This is a genomic window from Micromonospora sp. WMMC415 (assembly GCF_009707425.1).
Classification (GTDB): domain Bacteria; phylum Actinomycetota; class Actinomycetes; order Mycobacteriales; family Micromonosporaceae; genus Micromonospora.
Genome location: NZ_CP046104.1, coordinates 2,514,386 through 2,534,076 on the forward strand (window position 1 = coordinate 2,514,386; position 19,691 = coordinate 2,534,076).

The following is a 19,691-nucleotide window of genomic DNA, read 5'->3' on the forward strand; positions in this document are numbered from 1 at the left end:
TGAATGGGCTGGCAGTCCGCCCGCCAAGCCGGACAGACCGCCCAGTCGGCCTGCGGCCGTCCCAAGACCACACAACTTCAGGGACGTTGCTGCGTCCGGCACCCGTCGAGGCAGCAACGTCCCCGAAGTTGCTGGCCGCCTGCCAGCGGGCACGGGAGTGGTGGGGCGGACGGGCGCGGGACGCGGGTCGGTGAGGGCGGAAGTGGAGGCGGCGAGCGGAGAGGCGGCGGGTCAGTGGACGGCGGAAGCGACCGTGAGCGTGCCGGCGTCGGCGTCGAGGACCGCCTCGGTGCCGACGGGGACGGTGAGCTGACCGACCCCGTGACCGATCGGAAGGCCACCGAGGACCGGGACGCCCAGGTCGCCGAGGCGGTCGGTCAGGACGTCGGCGACGTCCACCGCCCACCCGTCCGCACAGTCGGTGAACTGCCCGACCGCCACCCCCGCCACGCCGTCGAGCACGCCGGCCCGGCGGAGCTGGGTCAACATCCGGTCGATCTTGTACGGCGGCTCCTGCACCTCCTCGACGAGGAGCACCGCCCCGGTCAGGTCCGGCATGTCCGGGGTGCCGAGCGACGCCACGATCAGGCACAGGTTGCCGCCGAGCAGCCGGCCGGTGGCCCGGCCGGGCACCCGGACGCCGGCGGTCTCCTCCCCGTCGCGGGCCGCCACGGTCACCGGCTCGGTGGTCATCAACGCCGCGTGCAGCGACTGCGCCGAGTCCAGCGTCGTGCGCTCGTCCCGCCAGGCCGCCCCGGGCCCGTGCACGCCGGCCAGCCGGGCGCCCCGCCAGAGCGCGAACTGGAGGGCGGTGATGTCGGAGAAGCCGGCCACGACCTTCGGGTCCCGGCGTACGGCGGCCATGTCGATCGCGTCCACCGCCCGCTGCGCGCCGTAGCCGCCCCGGGTGCAGATCACGCCCCGCACCGAGGGGTCGGCGAACGCGGCGTTCAGGTCCGCCGCCCGCAGTTCGTCGGCGCCGGCCAGGTAGCCCTGCCGGGCGTACGCGTTCGGGGCCGGGACCGGCCGCAGCCCCCAGCCGGTGAGCAGTTCGACGCCCCGGGCCACCCGCTCCGGCCGGGTCGGCCCGGACGGCGACACCAGCATGACCGTGTCGCCGGGGCGCAGCGCCGGCGGCCGGACGACGTCCTCGGTGATCACAACCGCCGAGCCTAACCAGCTCTTCGACGGGCGTACCGGATAGCCTCGACGGCGTGGCAACCGCGCTGGTGATCGAGAACGACCCGACCGACGACGCGCGCCGGCTGGGGGAGTGGCTGACCGAGGCCGGCCTGGACCTGTGGGTGGTCCGGGCGCACGCCGGCGACGAACTGCCGGCCGACCTGGAGGGGTACGCGGCGCTGGTGGTGCTCGGTGGCGAGCAGCAGGCGTACCCGCTGCCCGACGGCTCACCCGGGGCGGCCTGGTTCCCGCACGTGGAGGCGCTGCTGCGCAAGGCCGTCCGGTACCGCGTGCCGACCCTGGGCATCTGCCTCGGCGCCCAACTGCTCGCCACCGCGCACGCCGGCGCCGTCGAGCGCAGCCCGTCCGGCCCGGAGGTCGGCCCCGGCGTGGTGGGCCGCCGCGACGCCGCCGAGGCGGACCCGCTCTTCCGGTACGTCCCGCTGATCCCGGACGTGCTCCAGTGGCACTCCGACGAGATCACCGAGCTGCCCGCCGGCGCGACCCTGCTTGCCGCCTCCACCCGCTACCCGCACCAGGCGATCCGCCTCGGCGACCGGGCCTGGGGGCTCCAGTTCCACATCGAGTGCGACACCGCGATGATCGCCGACTGGGCCACCGACTCGAGGCTGCTCGCCGAGCTGGGCTACGACCCGGAGGCGGTGGTGGCCGCCTGCGACGCGGTGATGGTCGACGTGGAGGAGGTGTGGCAGCCCTTCGCGGCGCGCTTCGCGGCCCTGGCCCTCGGCGAGCTGGACGAGGGCACCCGCCGCAGCCTGCCCCTGCTCGGGCACTGATGGGCCGGCCGACCAGGGCCGCGGGGCGGCTCGCCCGGTACGGGTTCGGCGCCGGTGACGCCGGTTCCCGGGCCGCCGACCTGCTCGGCCCCGACGGGCTGGGCCTGTGGCGGCCGGACACCCAGGAGCCGGCCGACGAGCCGGCGGCGGAGCTGCTCGCCGCCCTGTCCCGGGCCGCCGACCCGGAGCTGGCGCTGCGCCAGCTGCACCGGCTCGTCGAGGCGGAGCGCCGCGCGGCCGGCAACGGCGGCGGTCCGGCCGGCATCGGCGCCGGGTCCGCCCTGATCGAGGCGTTGCACGACGATCCGGGGCTGCGCCGGCGGCTGGTCGCCGTGCTCGGCGCGTCCTCGGCGCTCGGCGACCACCTGGTGGCCAACCCGGACCAGTGGACGGCCCTCCGGACCGCCCCGGACGGTCTGGCGCCGCCCGCCGACGGGCGGCTCGACCGGACCGGTGACGGCAACCCGGTCGCGGTGCTGCGGACCGCGTACCGCCTGGCGTTGCTGCGGATCGCGGCGGCCGACCTGACCGGCGGGCGCGGGCTGGAGCAGACGATGGCCGCGCTGTCCGCGCTGGCCGACGCGACGCTCGCCGCCGCGTACGAGATCGCCGTGGGGGAGCTGCCGGAGGGCACGCCCCGGCCGCGGCTCGCCGTGGTGGCGATGGGCAAGTGCGGCGGCGACGAGCTGAACTACGTCTCCGACGTCGACGTCATCTTCGTGGCGGCCGAGGACGACGACCTCCCGGCGGCCACCACGGTCGCCACCCGGCTGATCCACATCTGCGGGCTGGTCGCCTGGCCGGTCGACGCCGCGCTGCGGCCGGAGGGCAACCGGGGCCCGCTGGTGCGGACCCTCGCCAGCCACCTCGCCTACTACCGGCGGTGGGCCCGGACCTGGGAGTTCCAGGCGTTGCTGAAGGCCCGGCCGGCGGCCGGGGACCTGGCCCTGGGTCGGGAGTGGATCGACCAGCTCGCCCCGCTGGTCTGGCGGGCCGCCGAACGCCCCGAGGCGGTCGAGGACGTGCGCGCCATGCGCCGCAAGATCATCGACAACATCCCGCCGAAGGAGCTGGACCGCGAGATCAAGCGCGGCCCGGGCGGGCTGCGCGACATCGAGTTCGCGGTGCAGTTGCTGCAACTGGTGCACGGCCGCGGTGACGAGACGCTACGGGTCCCGGGCACGGTCCCGGCGCTGCGGGCGCTGGTCGCCGGCGGCTACGTCGGGCGGGCCGACGGGGAGGCGCTGCTGCGCGGCTATCGCTTCCTGCGCGCCGTCGAGCACCGGCTCCAGCTCCAGGGTCTGCGCCGGACCCACACCGTGCCGACCGACCCGGCCGCGCTGCGCTGGCTGGCCGCCGCGCTCGGCCACGCGGCCACGCCGGGCCGCAGCGCCGTCGAGGAGTTCCGCGCCGAGTGGGTCACCCACGCCACCGAGGTACGCCGGCTGCACGCCAAGCTGCTCTACCGGCCCCTGCTGGAGTCGGTCGCCCGGGTCCCCGCCGACGGACTGCGGCTCACCCCCGAGGCGGCCCGCCACCGGCTGGAGATCCTCGGCTTCGCCGACCCGGCAGGGGCGCTGCGACACCTCCAGGCCCTCACCGGCGGGGTCAGCCGTACCGCCGCGATCCAGCGCACCCTGCTGCCGGTGCTGCTGAGCGAGTTCGCCGACGCCCCCGAGCCGGACCGCGGGCTGCTCAACTACCGCCAGGTCTCCGACAAGCTCGGCAGCACACCCTGGTACCTGCGGCTGCTGCGCGACGAGGGGCCGGTCGCCCGCCGGCTCGCCCGGGTGCTCTCCTCCTCCCGGTACGCGGCCGACCTGCTCGCCCGCGAGCCGGAGGCGCTGCGCCTGCTCGCCGAGGAGAGCGAGCTGGTCCCGCGCCCGCGGGACGTGCTGTGCGAGGGCTTCGCGGCGGCCGCAACCCGGCACGCCGACGACCCGGTCGAGGCGACCCGGGCGGTGCGCGCGCTGCGCCGCCGGGAACTGGTCCGGCTGGCCTGCGCCGACGTGCTGAGCCGCGCCGGGTCACTGGCACCGTCGCCACCCCGCGCCGAGGACCGTGCCGCGCAGGGGGCCGCGCCGACGTCGCAGCCCGGCCGCGCCGGGACGTCGGCACCGGCCCTGGGCCTCGCCGACGTGACCGCCGTGGGCACCGCGCTGGCCGACGTCACCGACGCCACGCTGGCCGCCGCCCTGCGGACCGCCCGGGCGTCCCAGGCACCGGTGCCGGGGCTGCGGTTCGCGGTGGTCGGCATGGGCCGGCTCGGCGGGTACGAGTCGAACTACCTCTCCGACGCCGACGTGCTGTTCGTCTACGACGGGCCGGACGGCGTCAGCGACAGCGCGGCGAGCGCCACCGCCCACGCGATCGCCGAGGAACTGCGCCGGCTGCTCGGCATGCCCGCCCCCGACCCGCCGCTCGGCGTCGACGCCGACCTGCGGCCCGAGGGGCGGCAGGGTCCGCTGGTCCGCAGCCTCGCCGCGTACGCCCAGTACTACGCGCGCTGGTCGGGGGTGTGGGAGGCGCAGGCGCTGCTGCGGGCCCGGTTCGTCTGCGGCGACGCGGACCTGGGCGCCGAGTTCGAGGCGATGATCGACCCGGTGCGGTACCCGGCCGACGGGCTGACCCGCGAGCAGGTCGTCGAGATCCGTCGCATCAAGGCCCGGGTGGAGACCGAGCGGCTGCCCCGGGGCGCGGACCCGGCCACCCACACCAAGCTGGGGCGGGGCGGGCTGTCGGACGTCGAGTGGGCGGTGCAGCTGCTCCAGCTCCGGCACGGCGGGCGGCTGCCGGAGCTGCGCGGGACGCGTACGCTCGACGCCCTCGCGGCCGCGCGGGACGCGGACCTGGTCGACCGGGCGGACGCCGAGGCGATGGCGGCCGGGTGGACCCTCGCCGCGCAGGTCCGCAACGCGCTGATGCTGGTGCGGGGCCGGGCCGGTGACCAGCTCCCCCGGCACGGGGTGGAGCTGGCCGGCGTGGTGCGGCTGCTCGGCCGCGACGACCCGGGGGAGTTCCTCGACGAATACCTGCGCACCGGTCGCCGTTCCCGCGCCGCCATGGAGCGGGTGCTGGAGAGCTGAGGCCGGGCGTCACCGGCCGGCGGTCGGAGTCCGGCCGCTACCGCCGGCGCACCAGCACGACGTTGTCGAGCAGCGTCGCGGGTTGCCCGTCCGGGCCGGTGGCCGGCCGCGGCACGCCGTCGACCCGCTCGATGTGCCACCGGTCGGCGTCCAGGTCGAGCCCGGCCAGGGTCTCCTCCGGTGTGGGGAACCGGACGTGCGGGTGGGCGTGCCGACTCCACGGCGGCATCTCACCGTGCTCGACGACCAGCAGCCGGCCGCCGGGCGCCACGGCCCGGGCCGCCGCGCGCAGCACGTCCTCCCGGGGGAAGTCCAGCGGTGACTGGAGGAACTGGGCGGACACCAGGTCGAACACGCCCTCGGGGAAGGTGCGGAGGAGGTCGTGCCGCTGGAAGTCGATCCGTGCCGCGACGCCGTCGGCGTCCGCCCGGGCGGCGGCCCGGTCCAGGGCGGTGGCGGAGATGTCGACGGCGGTCACCCGCCAGCCCCGGCCGGCCAGCCAGATCGCGTCGGCGCCCTCGCCGCAGCCCAGGTCCAGCGCGGTGCCGGCCGGCAGCGGACCGGCCACGTCGACCAGGCGCGGGTTGGGGCGGCCGCTCCAGATCTGGTCCCGTTCCCCGTAGAGCTCGTCCCAGAACCGGGCGGCCTCCAGGTCCACGTCCCGCTGCCGGACGTCGTCCATCGCGCGGTCAGCGCTCTCCCGCACCGTTCCTCCTCGCTGCTCGTGCCGCTCCCGGTCGGGACCGTCGCGTCGATCGTTGCCCGGAGCCCGACGATTCGGCAAGGATGTTTGCCGGAACGGCAAAAGAGTTGGGTCAGCTGCCGAGTCGGTACTCCCCGGCACCGGGCACGGTGACGGTGGTCCAGTCGCCGTCGGGGGCGAGCGTGGCGCCGCCGGTGACGGTCAGCCAGCGGTTGTGACGTACGCGGACCGGGACCGGGCCGGCCGCCGCCGCCCGGAACGTCAGCGACGCCGCGTCGGATCGGACCAGTTCACCCGGGGCGCCGACGATCGGGCGCGACCCGTCGACCGCCCACACCCGCCAGTGGGGGCCGGACCAGACCGGGGTGAGGTAGGGCAGGCCGCCGACGACCAGGTCGGCCTCGGGCCGGCCCACCCACGACAGCGGGGCGTCGGGGACGGCGACGTACTGCACGGCGTTGTCGAGCAGCCAGTCCCGGTAGCTGTCCGGTGTCAACGGCACCCCGGTGCCGGCGGCGCCCGGCACCGTGGTGAAGAACAGCGGGTTGCGGTCGATGTCGGCCTGCCGCAGCCAGCCCCGCGCGAGCGGCACCTCGCCGAGGGACGCCGCCTCCCAGTAGCCGCGGGTCGGCGGGATCTCCACCCGGCCGGTGAGGCGCTGAGCGGCGAGGAAGTCCCGCAACGGCGCGAAGTACGCCGGCCGGGCCGCCGGGTCGGTGACGCTGCGCAGGTCGGCCGGCGAGACCGGTGGCTGCCACCAGCACACCGCGGCCAGCAGCACGGCGAGCATGGTCGCCCCGACCCGCCCGCCGCGCGCGGCGGCGGCCCCCCACCGGCCCCGTAGCGGCGCCCACCGAGGCCGCGACGCGTTAACAGGGGACCCTTCCTCTACCGGAGGCGTTAACAAGGGGCCCTTCCTTACACCCGCGGCGGCGGCCAGTACGGGTAGTGCGAACATCGCCGCCAGCCGGGTGGCGTTGAGGCCGACCGGCGTGTGCACCAGGGCCGCGGCCAGCACCCCCGCCGCGGACAGCAACGCGCCCGCCCGCACCGGCCGGTACGCCACCAGCGCGGCCACCAGCAGGCTGGTCACCACGGTGCGGAGGGTGTCGGTGCGGCTGATGTTCATCCAGCCGCCGTCGCCGAACAGCAACGCGGTGACCCCGAGGGGCAGCGCGGCGGCGACCCCGAGGGCCAGGCCGGCGGCGTACCGGCGGGACAGCAGCAGCGCCGCGCCGGCCAGGCCGACGAAGAGGCCGGCCACCGGGCTGGTCGCCGACGCCAGCAGCGCCCCGAGGGCGGCCAGCACGAGCCGCACCGTTCCGCGTCGCCCCCGCGCGACGGCGGGTTCACGCCCGTCGGCGGGCAGGGTGAGGGCGAGCAGGGCGACCAGGCCGAGGGCCACCCCGAGGCCGTACGTGACCCGGCCGGCAACCAGGTTCCCGGTGAGGGTGACCACGCCCACCAGGGCGCCGAGCAGCGGCCGGGGCACCCCGGTCCGGGCCAGCAGGGCGGCGAGGGCGGCCGCCGCCGTGACCAGCGCGAGCACGCCGGTGACCCGGACGCCGAGCAGCGCCATCACCGGCTGGGACACCAGGCTGTAGCCGAACTGGTTCACCCCGCCGTACCAGCGCAGGTCGACCGGGGCGGTGCCGTGGGCGGCGAAGAAGTCGGCCCGCGCCACCTGGGCGGCCAGGTCCGAACCCGCCGGCGGCAACGTCAGGTACGTCACACCGAGCACCACGGCCGACGCGGTGGCCAGCGCCACGACCCGCCTGTCCCGCATGCCCACCTCCGTACCGCGACCACCGTACTGGCAGCATGTGCTTCCGTGCCTCTCCACCTCGCCCGCTGGACCGGCCTGGCCGGCTCGACGATGCTCGCCGTTGCCGCCTTCCTCGGCGGCGCCCTGCCCTCCGGGTCGCACCTGGCGAACCCGGTCCGCATCTGGCAGGGCCCGAACGGGCCGCTGCTGATCGCGCTCTGGGTGGTCGGCCTGGCGCTGTCCGCCGGAGCGTGGTGGTCGGTCCGGGACCGCGTGCCCTCCGCGCGGTGGGCACTGGTCACCGTCGGGCTCTGGCTGGTCCCGCTGCTGGTCGCGCCGCCGTTGGGCAGCCGGGACGTGTACGCGTACGCCTGCCAGGGCGCCACGTACGCGGCCGGCTTCAGCCCGTACGAGCAGGGGGTGTCCGCCCTGCCGTGCCCGTGGCTGGACACGATCTCGCCGATCTGGCGGGACACCCCGGCGCCGTACGGTCCGCTGTTCGTCCTGGTCTCCGGGGCGATCGTGGCGGCCACCGACTCGCTGGTCGCCAGCATCGTCGTGTTCCGGCTGCTCGCGGTGGCCGGCGTCGGCCTCACGGCGGCCGTACTGCCGGTGCTGGCCCGTCGGTGCGGGGTGGCGCCCGGGCGGGCGCTGTGGCTGGCGCTCGGCTCCCCGCTGGTCGGGGTGCACCTGGTCTCCGGCGCGCACAACGACGCGTTGATGGTCGGGCTGCTCGTCGCCGGGCTGGCGGTCGTGGCGTCCCGTCCCGCGCGCCCCGGCCCGCTGCTGGCCGGGGGTGTGCTGCTCGGCCTGGCCGCCGGGATCAAGGTGACCGCGCTGGTCGTGGTGCCGTTCGCGGCGCTGGCCGCGCTCGCCGGGGGGTACTCGGTCCGGGCGCTGATCCGCGACGGCGGGTGGGTGGTCGGCGGCGCCGTCGCCACGGTCGTCGGCGCGACGCTGGCCGCTGGCCTCGACTTCGGCTGGATCGGTGGGCTGGAGCAGGGGGGTCTGGTGATCGGCTGGACGTCGCCGCCGACCGCCGTCGGGCAGACCTTCGGGTATCTCGTGCTGCCCTTCGGCTGGCACGTCGACGCGCTGCCGGTGACCCGGGGGATCGGCCTGGCGGTGCTCCTCCTGCTGCTGCCGTGGCTGTGGTGGCGGGCGCGGACCCGGGACGCGCTCTGGCACGCCGGGCTCGCGCTGACCGCCACGGTCGCGCTCGCGCCGCTCTTCCACCCCTGGTACTGGACCTGGCCCCTGGTGGTGCTCGCGGCGACCGCCCGCCGGGCCGACTGGGCGGCCCTGGTCGCGCTGGTCGCGTCGTTCCTGGTGCTACCGGACGGCACCGGGCTGCCCCGGTACACCAAGACCGTCGGCGCGCCGCTGATGACGCTGCTGGTGATCGTGGTTACGGTCCGCTTGGTACGGTCGGCGCGGGCGGCCCGTCGGCCGGCCGCCGCCGAGTCGGGAGGGGTACGCCGGTGACCGGACCCGGCGCAGCGCCGGGTCCGATCGCGCCCGGGCGGGCGCTCGTCGCGCGGTACGCCGGTCTGGCCGGCGCCGTGCTGCTGGCCGTCGCCGGGTACGTGGGCGGGGCGCTGCCCGGCACCACCGCCGACCGGGTGTGGCGCTCCGCGGACGGCCCGCTGACCGTCGTGCTCTGGCTGGTCGGCACCGGCCTGCTCGTCGGCGCCTGGTGGGCCCTGCGCGACGGTGCGCCGTCGACCGGCTGGGCGTACCGCACGGCGGGGTTGTGGGCGCTGCCGCTGCTCGTCGCGCCGCCGCTGGGCAGCCGGGACGTCTACTCGTACGCCTGCCAGGGCTGGGCGTACGCGCACGGCGTCGACCCGTACGCGACGGGGGTGGCGGCGGCCGGCTGCCCGTGGGTGGACGCGGTCGCGCCGATCTGGCGGGACACGCCGGCGCCGTACGGGCCGGTGTTCGTCCTGCTCGCCGCGCTGGCCGTGACCCTGGGCGGTGGGTTGGTCGGCGCGCTGGTGGTGCTGCGCCTGGTCGCCGTGGCCGGGGTCCTGCTCGCCGGGCTGTGCCTGCTCGGGCTGGCCCGGGCGGCGGGCGTGCCGACGCGCCGGGCGGCCTGGCTGGTGCTGGCCTGCCCGCTGGTCGCCGTGCACCTGGTGGCCGGCGCCCACAACGACGCGCTGATGCTCGGGCTGCTGCTGCTCGGCCTGCTGGTGCTCGTCCGCTTCCCCGGCAAGCCGCGCCCGCTGCTGGTCGCCGGGGTGCTGCTGGGGCTGGCGGTGGGCGTGAAGGCGACCGCGGTGGTGGTGCTGCCGTTCGCGGCCCTGGCGGCGGTGCTCGGCCGCTACACCGTACGGTCGCTGCTGCGCGACGGCGGCTGGCTGGCAGCCGGGGTGTTCGCCGCCCTGGCGGGCGCGTCGCTGCTCTCCGGCCTCGGCCTGGGTTGGGTGCGCGGGCTGAACCGCAGCGGCGACTCGGAGCAGTGGACGTCGCCCCCGACGGCCGTCGGCATGGTCGTGGACTACGCCGGCGAGTTGCTCGGCCGGCGACCCGCCGCGGTCCCGGTGGCGCGGGCGGTGGCGCTGGCCGTGCTGGTCGCCCTGCTGGCGCTGCTGTGGTGGCGGGCCTGGACGGCGCTGCGCGAGCTGAACGACGTCCGGCAGCGGGTGGCGCGGATGGACGCCGCCCGGGTCCGGGTGTCCCTGCTCGGGGCGGGGCTCGCGTTGGCCGCCACGGTCGCCCTGGCCCCGGTGTTCCACCCCTGGTACGCGACCTGGCCGCTGGCCGTGCTGGCGGTCGTGGCGGTACGGACCGGTTGGTTCGTGCTGCCGTGCGCGGTCGCGGCCTTCCTCGCGCTACCCGACGGCACCAACCTCGCCCGGCTGGTCAAGGCTCCGGGTGCATTGGTGATGACCGTCCTGGTCGTCGCGCTGGCGGTGTGGGGTCTGCCCCGGCTCCGCAACGTTCGGCCGCGCTGACGTTCCGGCAGGTCCTTGACCGCGACGTCCTCTCACCCTACATTTAACGCATCGGCTAATTAACGAGGTGGTTAAGCAAGTGGTGACCGATCGGCTCAGCGTCATCTTCTCGGCGCTGGCGGACCCGACCCGCCGGGCGATCCTCGCCCGGCTCGCGGACGGCGACGCCACCGTCACGGAGCTGGCCGAGCCGTTCGACATCAGCCTGCCGGCGATCTCCCGCCACCTGAAGGTGCTGGAGCAGGCCGGCCTCATCACCCGCAGCCGGAGCGCCCAGTGGCGTTCCAGCAGCCTGAACCCGGAGCCGCTCCGGGAGGCCACGGCCTGGATGGAGCGCTACCGGCGGCACTGGGACGCCAGCTTCGACCGGCTCGACGCCCACCTGCGCCGGATCCAGGCGCCGGCACCGCCGACGACGGACGATCCGCAGTGAGAGAGGACAGCACGATGACCGACGCCGCCAACGAACTCGTCATGACCCGCGTCTTCGACGCGCCCCGGGAGCTGGTCTGGCGGGCCTTCACCGACCCCGACCAGTTCGCCGCCTGGTTCGGCCCCGTCGGCTGGTCCGTGCCGCGCGAGACGGTCGACTTCGACGTCCGCGTCGGCGGGCACCAGCGCTTCACCATGGTCAACGACGACGACCCGGCCATGACCTCCCCGGCGGACGGCACCTTCGCCGAGGTCGTCGAGAACGAGCTGCTGGTCGGCTACGAGGAGGTCAAGGGCATGCCGGGCATCGAGGACGGCACGCGGATGACCCTGCGGCTGGAGTTCCACGACGAGCCGGGCGGCAAGACCCGGCTGGAGCTGCGGCAGGGCCCGTTCCCGGCCGACTGGCGGTCGAGCGCCGAGGGCGGCTGGGGCAGCTCCTTCACGAAGCTGGACGCGCTGCTCGCCCGCTGAGGCGTCGTCGAGCAGTGGCGGTCGCGCCGGGATCCGGCGGGCCGGCCAGTACCTCTCGAACCCGCATCGAGGCGGAAACGGCCGGGCCGGCCCCGCGGTGTCGCGGAGCCGGCCCGGCCGGTGCTGGTGGGTGGTCAGCAGTCGAAGTACATCGCGAACTCGTGCGGGGTCGGGCGCAGGCGCACCGGGTCGACCTCGTTGGCCCGCTTCCACTCGACCCAGGTCGAGATCAGGTCCGGCGTGAACACGCCGCCGTCGAGCAGGTAGTCGTGGTCGGCCTCGAGCGCGTCGAGCACCTCCGGCAGCGAGCCCGGCACCTGCTTGACGTCGCCCCACTCCTCCGGGGGCAGGTCGTACAGGTCCTTGTCGATCGGCGCCGGCGGCTCGATCTTGTTCTTGATGCCGTCCAGGCCGGCCATCAGCATGGCCGAGAAGGCCAGGTAGACGTTCGCCGACGGGTCCGGCACGCGGAACTCGACCCGCTTGGCCTTCGGGTTGCTGCCGGTCACCGGGATCCGGGTGCAGGCGGAGCGGTTGCGCTGGGAGTAGACCAGGTTGACCGGCGCCTCGAAGCCCGGCACCAGGCGGCGGTACGAGTTGACCGTCGGGTTGGTGAAGGCCAGCAGCGACGGGGCGTGGTGCAGCAGGCCGCCGATGTACCAGCGGGCGGTGTCGGACAGGCCGGCGTAGCCGGTCTCGTCGTAGAACAGCGGCTCGCCGTTGAGCCAGAGGCTCTGGTGGGTGTGCATGCCGGAGCCGTTGTCACCGAAGAGCGGCTTGGGCATGAAGGTCGCGGTCTTGCCGTTGGCCCACGCCTCGTTCTTCACGATGTACTTGAACAGCTGGAGCTGGTCACCGGCGTGCAGCAGGGTGGAGAACTTGTAGTTGATCTCGGCCTGGCCGGCGGTGCCCACCTCGTGGTGCGAGCGCTCCACGGTGAAGCCGGTGTCGACGAGCCGGCGGACGATGCTGTCGCGCAGGTCGGCGTAGTGGTCGACCGGCGGCACCGGGAAGTAGCCGCCCTTGTACGCGGTCTTGTAGCCGCGGTTGCCGCCCACCTCCTCACGGCCGGTGTTCCAGGCGCCCTCGATCGAGTCGATGTAGTAGAACGCCTGGTGCGCCGAGGTCTCGTGGCGGATCGAGTCGAAGATGTAGAACTCGGCCTCCGGGCCGAAGTACGCGGTGTCGGCGATGCCGCTCGCCGCCAGGTAGGCCTCGGCCTTCTTCGCCACGTTCCGCGGGTCGCGGGTGTACGCCTCGCGGGTGAACGGGTCGTGGATGAAGAAGTTCAACGCGAGGGTCTTCTGCGCGCGGAACGGGTCGATGAAGGCGGTGGCGACGTCCGGGAGCAGGAGCATGTCCGACTCGTGGATGGCCTGGAAACCGCGGATGGACGACCCGTCGAAGGCGAGGCCGTCGGTGAAGAGGTCGTCGGCGACCGACTCGACCGGCAGGTTGAAGTGCTGCATCACGCCGGGCAGGTCACAGAAACGTACGTCGACGAACTTCACGTCCTCGTTCTTGAGGTAACGCAGGAGTTCCTCGGGATTGGCGAACACTCGTCCTCCTGGCACGTCCACTGGGTGGCTGGGCTTCTGGCGACGCTATGGCCGCGCGGTTGCCCGGCCATGTCTTCGGTGTTTCTGCCGTGTTACGTCCCTCGCGGAGCGTCATCCGCGCGGCTCAACCGCGCCTGGCCGGCCGGTGGGAGGCGTCCGGCTGTGCCAGTGTAGTGACAACTGCCATGCTTGGTCCGTTTTTGCGTCCCGGGGTGGCCGGTCCCGGCCCGGCCGCCTGACTACCCTTGTCCGTTGTGACGAACCCGGCCGACCGCCCCGTACCGCCCGCCTCGGACCCGACTTTCACCCCGCCCGGCCTGGGCCGGCGTTTCGGCGCGCTGGTGATCGACTGGGTGCTCTGCCTGCTGGTCGCCCGGGGCTTCGCCGACCCGGTGACCGAGGGCTGGGCGCCGGTGCTGGTCCTGATCGTCGAGTACGGCTTCTTCCTCGGCCTCTTCGCCCAGACCCCGGGCATGTTCATCACCAGGGTCCGCTGCGTGTCCTGGGCCGACGGTGGCCGGATCGGGGTGCTCCGCGGGCTGCTGCGCGGCGTCCTGCTCGCCCTCGTGGTACCCGCCCTGATCATGGACGCCAACCGTCGCGGCCTGCACGACCGCGCCGCCGCCTCCGTCGTCACCTCCGCCCCCCGCTGACCGCCCACGAGACGGCGGGAGCCGGGCCCCGAGGGGGCCCGGCTCCCGCTGCGTACGGCGTGGGTCAGCGGCCGCGGGACTGGCGGAAGGCGCCGCGCGGGGGCCGCATGTTCTTCGGGATCGCGCCCTTCGGCAGCTGCGGCCGGGCGCTGAGCGCCTTGAGGCGCTTGTCCAGCGCGTTGACGTCCTTGCCGGTCAGGTTCCGGGGCAGCTTCATCAACGTCATCCGCAGCTTGCGGATGGGCAGCTCACCCTCCTCCTGGCCGATCACGTAGTCGTAGAGCGGCGCCGAGCCGATCACCTTGGCCAGCCGGCGCTTCTCCTGGCCGAGCAGGCCGCGCACCCGCTGCGGGTTCCCCTCCGCCAGCAGGATCACGCCGGGCCGGCCGATGACCAGGTGCACCATGTCCATCTGGGTGGTCGAGCTGACCGCCGGCGTGACCCGCCAGTCGCCGCGCATGCTCTCCATGATCTGCGCCGCCGCGCCCGGCTGGCCCTCGGCCGCGTTCATCATCGCCCGGTTGGACCGCAGGTTGAGCACGATCAGCAGGCAGAGCAGGGTGAACAGGATGCCGAGCGGGATCGCGAACCAGCCCCAGGCGAGGAACGCGACCACGGTCAGCGCGAGCGGGATGACCACCGCGGCGAAGGCCAGGGGCGCGAACCACCTGTCCTGCTTGGCGGTGAACCGGAACACCATCCCGATCTGCTTCAGCCGCTGGCCGAACGACACCTTCTCCTGGGGATTTGCCATGCCGCTGAGTCTAGTGGTCGGCGCACCCCCCGGTGATCCGCGGGCGGCTGAGTACCTTACGTCGCCGTAGCGCCGGCCGCCGGTCGAGGTAAGGAGGGCGGGCTGGCGAAGATCAGGCGGTGCACCCATGCCCCGCGGGCACCTTCGGGCGGAGAGTCAGAGTCGGCAAACGACAACGACCACGAGGAGCCCGAGATGTTCACCCACGACGCGGAGTTCCTGCTCTCCGTCCACCGTACGCACGCCGCCGAGCTGCGGGCCGAGGCCGCCGTCGACCGGCTGGCCCGGAGCCTGCCGCACCGTTCCGCCCGCGGCTGGCTGAGCCGGCGTCACCACGCCGGCCGCCCCGGCGACAGCCGCCGGTGACCACCGCGCAGCCGGTCGCACCGGTCGCACCGGCCGCGCCGGCCGCACCGTCGGCACCGGCGGCACCGTCGGCACCAGCCGCACCGTCGGCGCCGGTCCTACCGCCCGGGTCCGCCGAGGCGCAACCGGTCCCACCGGCCGGGTCCGCCGAGGCGCACCCGGCCCGACGGACGGCGGGCGCGCCCATCACGGGGGTGGGCGCGCCCGCCACGTCGCCGGGTGGGCCCGCCACGCCGTCCGGTTTGTCCATGATCGCGACTGGATCGTCGGCCGCCGGCGGGGCCGGGGGCGGCGGCGGTCGTGGCATGCTCGGTGCCGTGACCGCACGCCCCGCCTGTACCACCCTCGTCGGCCGCCAGCGTGAACTGGCCGCACTGCGGGACGCGCTCGCGCGGACCCGAGCCGGCGAGCCGACCACCGTCCTGGTCGGCGGCGAGGCCGGGGTCGGCAAGACCCGGCTGCTGGAGGAGTTCGGCGGCGCCGCCGACGGGGTCCGGCTGCTCGTCGGGCAGTGCCTGGAACTCGGCGAGGCGGGCCTGCCCTTCGCGCCGATCGCGGCGGCGCTGCGCGCGGTGTTGCGCCGCGACGGCCCCGCCGTCTTCGACGGGTACGAGGCGGAGTTCGCCCGGCTCCTGCCGGAGCTGGCCCGGGGCCCGCTCGGAGCCGCGCCGCCGCCGTCCTCCGACGCCCCGCGCGGTTACCTGTTCGACCTGGTCGCCGAGCTGTTCGCACGCCTCGCCGACGAGCAGCCGCTGGTGCTGCTCATCGAGGACCTGCACTGGGCCGACCGCTCCACCCGGGACCTGATCGGCTTCCTCGTCCGGGCGGCCCGCGCCGACCGCCTACTGCTGGTCTGCACGTACCGCAGCGACGAACTGCACCGGGGGCACCCGCTGCGGCCGTTCCTGGCCGAGCTGGACCGGGCCCGGGGCGTCGAGCGGATGGAGCTGAGCCGGCTGGACCGGGACGGCACCGGGGCGGTGCTGGCCGGCCTGCTCGGCGCCGAGCCGGCCGCCCGCGCGGTCGACGACATCCACGACCGCACGCAGGGCAACCCCCTCTTCATCGAGGAGCTGGCCGCCGCGGGTGACCCGATCGGCTGCGCCGCCCTGCCGGAGACGCTGCGCGACCTGCTGCTCGCCCGGGTGGACCGGCTCCCGGAGCCGGCGCAGCGGGTGTTGCGCATCGCCGCCGCCGGCGGCACCCGGTTCGCCCACGAACTGCTCGCCGAGGTCGCCGGCCTGCCGGACGCCGACCTGGAGGAAGCGCTGCGCGCCGCCGTCGCCGCCCAGCTCGTGGTGGCCGACCCGGAGGGCGACTACGAGTTCCGGCACGCGCTGGTCCGCGAGGCCGTCCACGACGAGCTGCTGCCCGGGGAACACGCCCGGCTGCACGCCCGCTGGGCCGCCGCCATCGAGGCGCAGCCCCGCCTGGTCGCCGCCGGGCGCGCGCCCGCCGAGATCGCCCACCACTGGTACGCCGCGCACGACCACGCCCGCGCGCTGGTCGCCGCGCGGACGGCGGCGTGCGCGGCGGCCGACCGCTACGCGTACGCCGAGCAGAGCCGGCTGCTGGAACGGACGCTGGAATTGTGGGAGCTGGTCCCCGACGCGGCCGACCGGCTCGGCATGGACCACCTCGCCCTGCTGGAGGAGACGATCGCGGCGGCCACCACCGCCGGGGACTACCATCGCGCCCTCACCCTGACCCGGGCCGCGCTGGCCGAGGTGGACGGGACCGCGGAGCCGCTGCGCGCCGCCCGGCTGCTCGACCGGCGCGGCCGGATGCTCGCCATGCTCGGCAAGAGCGACGGCGCCGCCGAGCTGCGGGAGGCGTACCGGCTGGCGGCCGGGGCGCCGGACGGCCCCGAGCGGTTGCACCTGCTCGCCGACGTCGCCGCCCACGTCGCCCGCGTGGACCGGGCCGAGGGTGCGTTGCTGGCCGCCGACGTGCTCGCGGCGGCGCACGCCTCGGGTGTCGACAACGCCGAGCTCCCGGTGAAGGTCGTCGCGCTGCTGCGCCGCGCCGACCACGCGACGGATCTGGGGCTGGCCGAGCTGCGCCGCTCCGAGGCGTTGGCCCGGGCCGCCGGCGCCGCGCCGGCGCTGGTCGGTGCCCTGGTGCACATCTCCGACGTGCTGTTCGAGCTGGGCCGGTACGAAGAATCGGCCCGCGCCGCCGCCGACGGCGTGGCCGAGGCGCGCCGGGTCGGGATCAGCCGCTCAACCGGGGCTTACCTGCTGTCCAACCGGGCCGAGGCGCTGCTCGCCCTGGGCCGGTGGGCGGAGGCGGACGAGGTGCTCGCCGACGCCGCCCGCATCGACCCGCCGGGCGTCACCGGCTCGCACTGGCTCCAGTTGTGTGCCGCGCTGCGGCTGGCCCAGGGCCACCCGGCCGTCGACGAGACGATCGGCCGGTCGCTGAGCTTCCTCACCAAGCCGTACCTGCACCCGCACCAGCGGCTGCCCCTGATCGAGCTGCGGCTGGAGGCCGCCCTCGCCGCCGACGACCGGCCCGAGGCGCGGCGGGCCGCGGCGGCGGCACTGGCCGACAGCAGCGTCGCCGACCATCCCCGGTACGGCTGGCCGGTGCTGACCGCCCTCGCCCGCGCCGCCCGCCACGTCGGCGACGACGACCTCGCCGCCCGGACGGCCGACCTCGCCGCCGCCGTTCCGGTGCGCTTCCCCGCCGAGCGGGCGTACGCCGCCCAGGTCGCGGCGACGGTGGGCGGGTCGGTCCCCGCCGGCGGGCCGGTCGCCGTGCCCGCCGCCCGGGCCTCCGTGGAAGCCGGCGACACCGGCGCGCTGACCCGGTGGCGGGCGGCCGTGGCGGCCTGGCGGGCCGACGGGCAGCCGTACCCGCTGGCCCGGGCGCTGCTCGCGCTGGCCGAGGTGGCCGCCGCGACGGGGGAGCGGGACGAGGTGGCGGCGGCCGTCGCGGAGACGGCCGCGCTCGCCGACCGGCTCGGTGCCGCGCCGCTGGCCGAGCAGGCGGCGACCCTCGCCCGGCGGGTCGGGCTGCGCGGCGCGAACCGGGGCCGTCCCGGTGCGGACCTGCTGACCGAGCGCGAGCGGGAGGTGCTGCGGCTGGTCGCCGAGGGGCACAGCAACAGCCGGATCGCCGAGCAGTTGTTCATCTCGCCGAAGACCGCCAGCGTCCACGTCTCGCGCATCATCGCCAAGCTGGACGTGCACAACCGGGTCGAGGCCGCCGCCGTCGCCCACCGCCTGGGCCTGCTGGCCGAAACCCGCTGACCGCCGGGACGGTCAGCGGCCGGGTGGCGGGGTGGTCCGGGTGGCCGGCAGGTAGATGCGCCAGCCGGGGATCGTGTGCCGGCTGGCCGGCTGCGCGTCGAGTCGGGTCGCGAGGGGGGAGCCCTCCGGGGCGACCCAGGCCGCCCGGGGGTCCGCGTCCACCGCGCGCCGGTAGGGGCGGTACCGGTCGTGGCCGGGGCTCAGGTGGTCGTCGACGACCGCGCAGAGGACCTCCTCCCCGGTGGCGAAGATGAGCCGGTTGCAGGTCCAGTAGCCGCCGTACACGTGCCGGACGTCCAGCGCGCGCAGGGCGCGGACGAGGCCGGCGTGCCGGTCCTCGGCGGCCCGGTGCGCGGGCGCGGCGGAGACCGCCCCGCCGGTGGCGACGGCCGCGCCGCCGAGCGTCGCGGCGAGCACCGCCGCGGCGGCGACCCGGCGGGCGCCACCGGCCCGCCCCGACCGCCGCCGGGCCGCCTCCCACACCGGCCACAGCAGCACGGGTACGGAGATGAGCAGGCAGGACAGGTACCGGGAGCTCTCGACCGGGGTACGGCCCGACGCGCTGCTCGCCGCGTAGACGGCCAGCGTCAGCACGGCCGCCCCGACCAGGGCCAGCGCGAGGGCCGCCCCGACCGGACGGGCCGCGCCGGCCTCGTCGGGTCGCCCGTCCGCGGCGTCCGGCAGCCGCCCCGGGCCGGCGACCGTCGGGACACCTCGCGGCGGCGTCGGGGCGCGCAGCCGGCGCCACGCCGTGACGGCGGCGGCGATCAGGAGCAGCGGCAGGGCGGCCGACCACCACAGCTGCCAGCCGGCGCACCGGCCGGGCGAGCAGAAGCCCATGCCCAGCGCCGGCCCGAGCACCAGCGCGCCGTGCAGCCGCTCGGCCCAGCCGGCGGGTTCCCCGGCGCCACCGGCGGCCAGCACGGCGGCGAGCGGGCTGCGCCCCGACGCCAGGGCGTCGACCAGCAGCGGTGCCGCACCGGCCAGCGCGCCGAGGCCGAGCAGGGCGCCCGCCCGGCCGCGCAGGTCCCGCCACCGGAACGCCACCAGCACCGCCCCGGCGGCGGCCACGTACGGCAGGACCAGCGGGTCCACCCACACCATCAGGCCGGCGAGGAACCCCCACACCGCCCAGCGGGGCAGCCCGCGTCCGGGCCGGCCGGCCGCCAGGTCGTACGCGAGCAGGGCGAGGGCCACCCCGGCGGCGTTCATCTCCGGGTACCCGCCGCCGGCGATGAGCTGGTTCTTGACGATCCGGTCCGAGCCGGACGCGAGCAGGACGGCGACCAGCAGCGCGTACCACCGGTCCCCGGTGAGCCGCCCCGCGAGGCGCCAGGCCAGCAGGACGAACACCGCGTACAGGGCCAGGGTGGGCAGGCGCAGCGTCAGGGTGGACGGCCCGACGAGCGCGAACAGCGGTGCGGCCAGGTACGCCTCCAGCGTCCCCATGTACGCCTGACCGTAGAACCAGACCGGGAACTCCCGCCCCTGCGCGACGTGCAGGGCGGCGAGCCCCATGGTGGCCTCGTCGCTGTTGGTCGGCGGCGTGGCGTGCAGCAGCAGACCGAGGCGGTACGCGACCCCGGCGAGGATCGCCAGGAGGGCCAGCGCGTCGGGCAGCCGGTACCACCGGGCCCGCGGCAGCGCGCGCAGCGCGGCGCGGTGCTCCTCGCGTACCCCGGTGGTCATGGGCCGATCATGGCACCCGG

15 protein-coding genes are annotated in these 19,691 nt (G+C 75.9%); 9 read left to right on the top strand and 6 right to left on the bottom strand.

Annotated features, from left to right (window positions below):
• Positions 1–231: 231 nt before the first annotated feature.
• The gene (locus GKC29_RS12235; RefSeq protein WP_155330939.1) at positions 232–1,161 is read right to left on the bottom strand and encodes an LD-carboxypeptidase; all 930 of its coding nucleotides are present in this window, start codon (positions 1,159–1,161) and stop codon (positions 232–234) included.
• 53 nt (positions 1,162–1,214) lie between these two features.
• On the opposite strand from GKC29_RS12235, the gene GKC29_RS12240 reads away from it, so the two are divergent.
• Complete coding sequence (locus GKC29_RS12240; RefSeq protein ID WP_155330940.1) at positions 1,215–1,979, top strand: type 1 glutamine amidotransferase; 765 nt, start codon at positions 1,215–1,217, stop codon at positions 1,977–1,979.
• The gene (locus GKC29_RS12245) at positions 1,979–5,065 is read left to right on the top strand and encodes a bifunctional [glutamine synthetase] adenylyltransferase/[glutamine synthetase]-adenylyl-L-tyrosine phosphorylase (protein WP_155330941.1); all 3,087 of its coding nucleotides are present in this window, start codon (positions 1,979–1,981) and stop codon (positions 5,063–5,065) included. The genes GKC29_RS12240 and GKC29_RS12245 overlap by 1 nt, the downstream gene beginning before the upstream one ends.
• 37 nt (positions 5,066–5,102) lie before the next feature.
• Here the strand turns inward: GKC29_RS12245 and GKC29_RS12250 are convergent, their stop codons facing one another.
• A complete protein-coding gene (locus tag GKC29_RS12250) occupies positions 5,103–5,747 on the bottom strand; it encodes a bifunctional 2-polyprenyl-6-hydroxyphenol methylase/3-demethylubiquinol 3-O-methyltransferase UbiG (protein WP_155334103.1) in 645 nt (214 codons plus the stop codon).
• Positions 5,748–5,880: 133 nt separating this feature from the next.
• Positions 5,881–7,554, bottom strand: coding sequence for a hypothetical protein (locus tag GKC29_RS12255; RefSeq protein ID WP_155330942.1), 1,674 nt, complete (start codon positions 7,552–7,554; stop codon positions 5,881–5,883).
• Between the two features lie 45 nt (positions 7,555–7,599).
• On the opposite strand from GKC29_RS12255, the gene mptB (GKC29_RS12260) reads away from it, so the two are divergent.
• The 4 genes from mptB (GKC29_RS12260) (at position 7,600) to GKC29_RS12275 (ending at position 11,396) form a co-directional block, all read left to right on the top strand.
• On the top strand, positions 7,600–9,018 hold the full coding sequence (mptB, locus tag GKC29_RS12260; RefSeq protein WP_155330943.1) for a polyprenol phosphomannose-dependent alpha 1,6 mannosyltransferase MptB: 1,419 nt from the start codon (positions 7,600–7,602) through the stop codon (positions 9,016–9,018).
• Entirely contained in the window at positions 9,015–10,490 is a 1,476-nt protein-coding gene (mptB, locus tag GKC29_RS12265) for a polyprenol phosphomannose-dependent alpha 1,6 mannosyltransferase MptB (RefSeq protein WP_155330944.1), read from the top strand. The genes mptB (GKC29_RS12260) and mptB (GKC29_RS12265) overlap by 4 nt, the downstream gene beginning before the upstream one ends.
• Before the next feature lie 79 nt (positions 10,491–10,569).
• The gene (locus GKC29_RS12270; RefSeq protein ID WP_155330945.1) at positions 10,570–10,923 is read left to right on the top strand and encodes a helix-turn-helix transcriptional regulator; all 354 of its coding nucleotides are present in this window, start codon (positions 10,570–10,572) and stop codon (positions 10,921–10,923) included.
• A 14-nt stretch (positions 10,924–10,937) separates the two neighbouring features.
• Positions 10,938–11,396: an SRPBCC domain-containing protein gene (locus tag GKC29_RS12275; RefSeq protein ID WP_155330946.1), complete on the top strand. Its 459-nt coding sequence runs from the start codon at positions 10,938–10,940 to the stop codon at positions 11,394–11,396.
• Positions 11,397–11,530: 134 nt separating this feature from the next.
• Here the strand turns inward: GKC29_RS12275 and glnA are convergent, their stop codons facing one another.
• Positions 11,531–12,955: a type I glutamate--ammonia ligase gene (glnA, locus tag GKC29_RS12280; protein ID WP_155330947.1), complete on the bottom strand. Its 1,425-nt coding sequence runs from the start codon at positions 12,953–12,955 to the stop codon at positions 11,531–11,533.
• A gap of 254 nt (positions 12,956–13,209) precedes the next feature.
• Between glnA and GKC29_RS12285 the strand changes: the two genes are divergently transcribed.
• The gene (locus GKC29_RS12285) at positions 13,210–13,608 is read left to right on the top strand and encodes an RDD family protein (protein WP_196255861.1); all 399 of its coding nucleotides are present in this window, start codon (positions 13,210–13,212) and stop codon (positions 13,606–13,608) included.
• 64 nt (positions 13,609–13,672) lie between these two features.
• Here GKC29_RS12285 and GKC29_RS12290 read toward each other — a convergent pair whose 3' ends face one another.
• Positions 13,673–14,362 (bottom strand): DUF4191 domain-containing protein, encoded by a 690-nt coding sequence (locus GKC29_RS12290; RefSeq protein WP_155330949.1) that lies wholly within the window; start codon positions 14,360–14,362, stop codon positions 13,673–13,675.
• A gap of 195 nt (positions 14,363–14,557) precedes the next feature.
• On the opposite strand from GKC29_RS12290, the gene GKC29_RS29545 reads away from it, so the two are divergent.
• Both GKC29_RS29545 and GKC29_RS12295 read left to right on the top strand, forming a co-directional pair.
• Positions 14,558–14,728 carry a hypothetical protein gene (locus GKC29_RS29545; RefSeq protein ID WP_196255862.1) on the top strand — a complete coding sequence of 57 codons (171 nt, stop codon included), beginning with the start codon at positions 14,558–14,560 and terminating at the stop codon, positions 14,726–14,728.
• A gap of 305 nt (positions 14,729–15,033) precedes the next feature.
• Positions 15,034–17,982, top strand: a complete 2,949-nt coding sequence (locus GKC29_RS12295; protein ID WP_155334104.1) for a helix-turn-helix transcriptional regulator — start codon at positions 15,034–15,036, stop codon at positions 17,980–17,982.
• A gap of 12 nt (positions 17,983–17,994) precedes the next feature.
• Here the strand turns inward: GKC29_RS12295 and GKC29_RS12300 are convergent, their stop codons facing one another.
• Positions 17,995–19,671, bottom strand: a complete 1,677-nt coding sequence (locus GKC29_RS12300) for a hypothetical protein (RefSeq protein ID WP_155330950.1) — start codon at positions 19,669–19,671, stop codon at positions 17,995–17,997.
• Positions 19,672–19,691: the final 20 nt, after the last annotated feature.

Excerpts from the sequence above, each read along its gene's own strand:
- GKC29_RS12275 (WP_155330946.1), top strand. The coding sequence starts at position 10,938 with ATGACCGACGCCGCCAACGAACTCGTCATGACCCGCGTCTTCGACGCG.
- GKC29_RS12295 (WP_155334104.1), top strand. The coding sequence starts at position 15,034 with ATGCTCGGTGCCGTGACCGCACGCCCCGCCTGTACCACCCTCGTCGGC.
- GKC29_RS12255 (WP_155330942.1), bottom strand. The coding sequence starts at position 7,554 with ATGCGGGACAGGCGGGTCGTGGCGCTGGCCACCGCGTCGGCCGTGGTG.
- GKC29_RS12245 (WP_155330941.1), top strand. The coding sequence starts at position 1,979 with ATGGGCCGGCCGACCAGGGCCGCGGGGCGGCTCGCCCGGTACGGGTTC.
- GKC29_RS12290 (WP_155330949.1), bottom strand. The coding sequence starts at position 14,362 with ATGGCAAATCCCCAGGAGAAGGTGTCGTTCGGCCAGCGGCTGAAGCAG.
- GKC29_RS12250 (WP_155334103.1), bottom strand. The coding sequence starts at position 5,747 with ATGGACGACGTCCGGCAGCGGGACGTGGACCTGGAGGCCGCCCGGTTC.
- GKC29_RS12300 (WP_155330950.1), bottom strand. The coding sequence starts at position 19,671 with ATGACCACCGGGGTACGCGAGGAGCACCGCGCCGCGCTGCGCGCGCTG.
- GKC29_RS29545 (WP_196255862.1), top strand. The coding sequence starts at position 14,558 with ATGTTCACCCACGACGCGGAGTTCCTGCTCTCCGTCCACCGTACGCAC.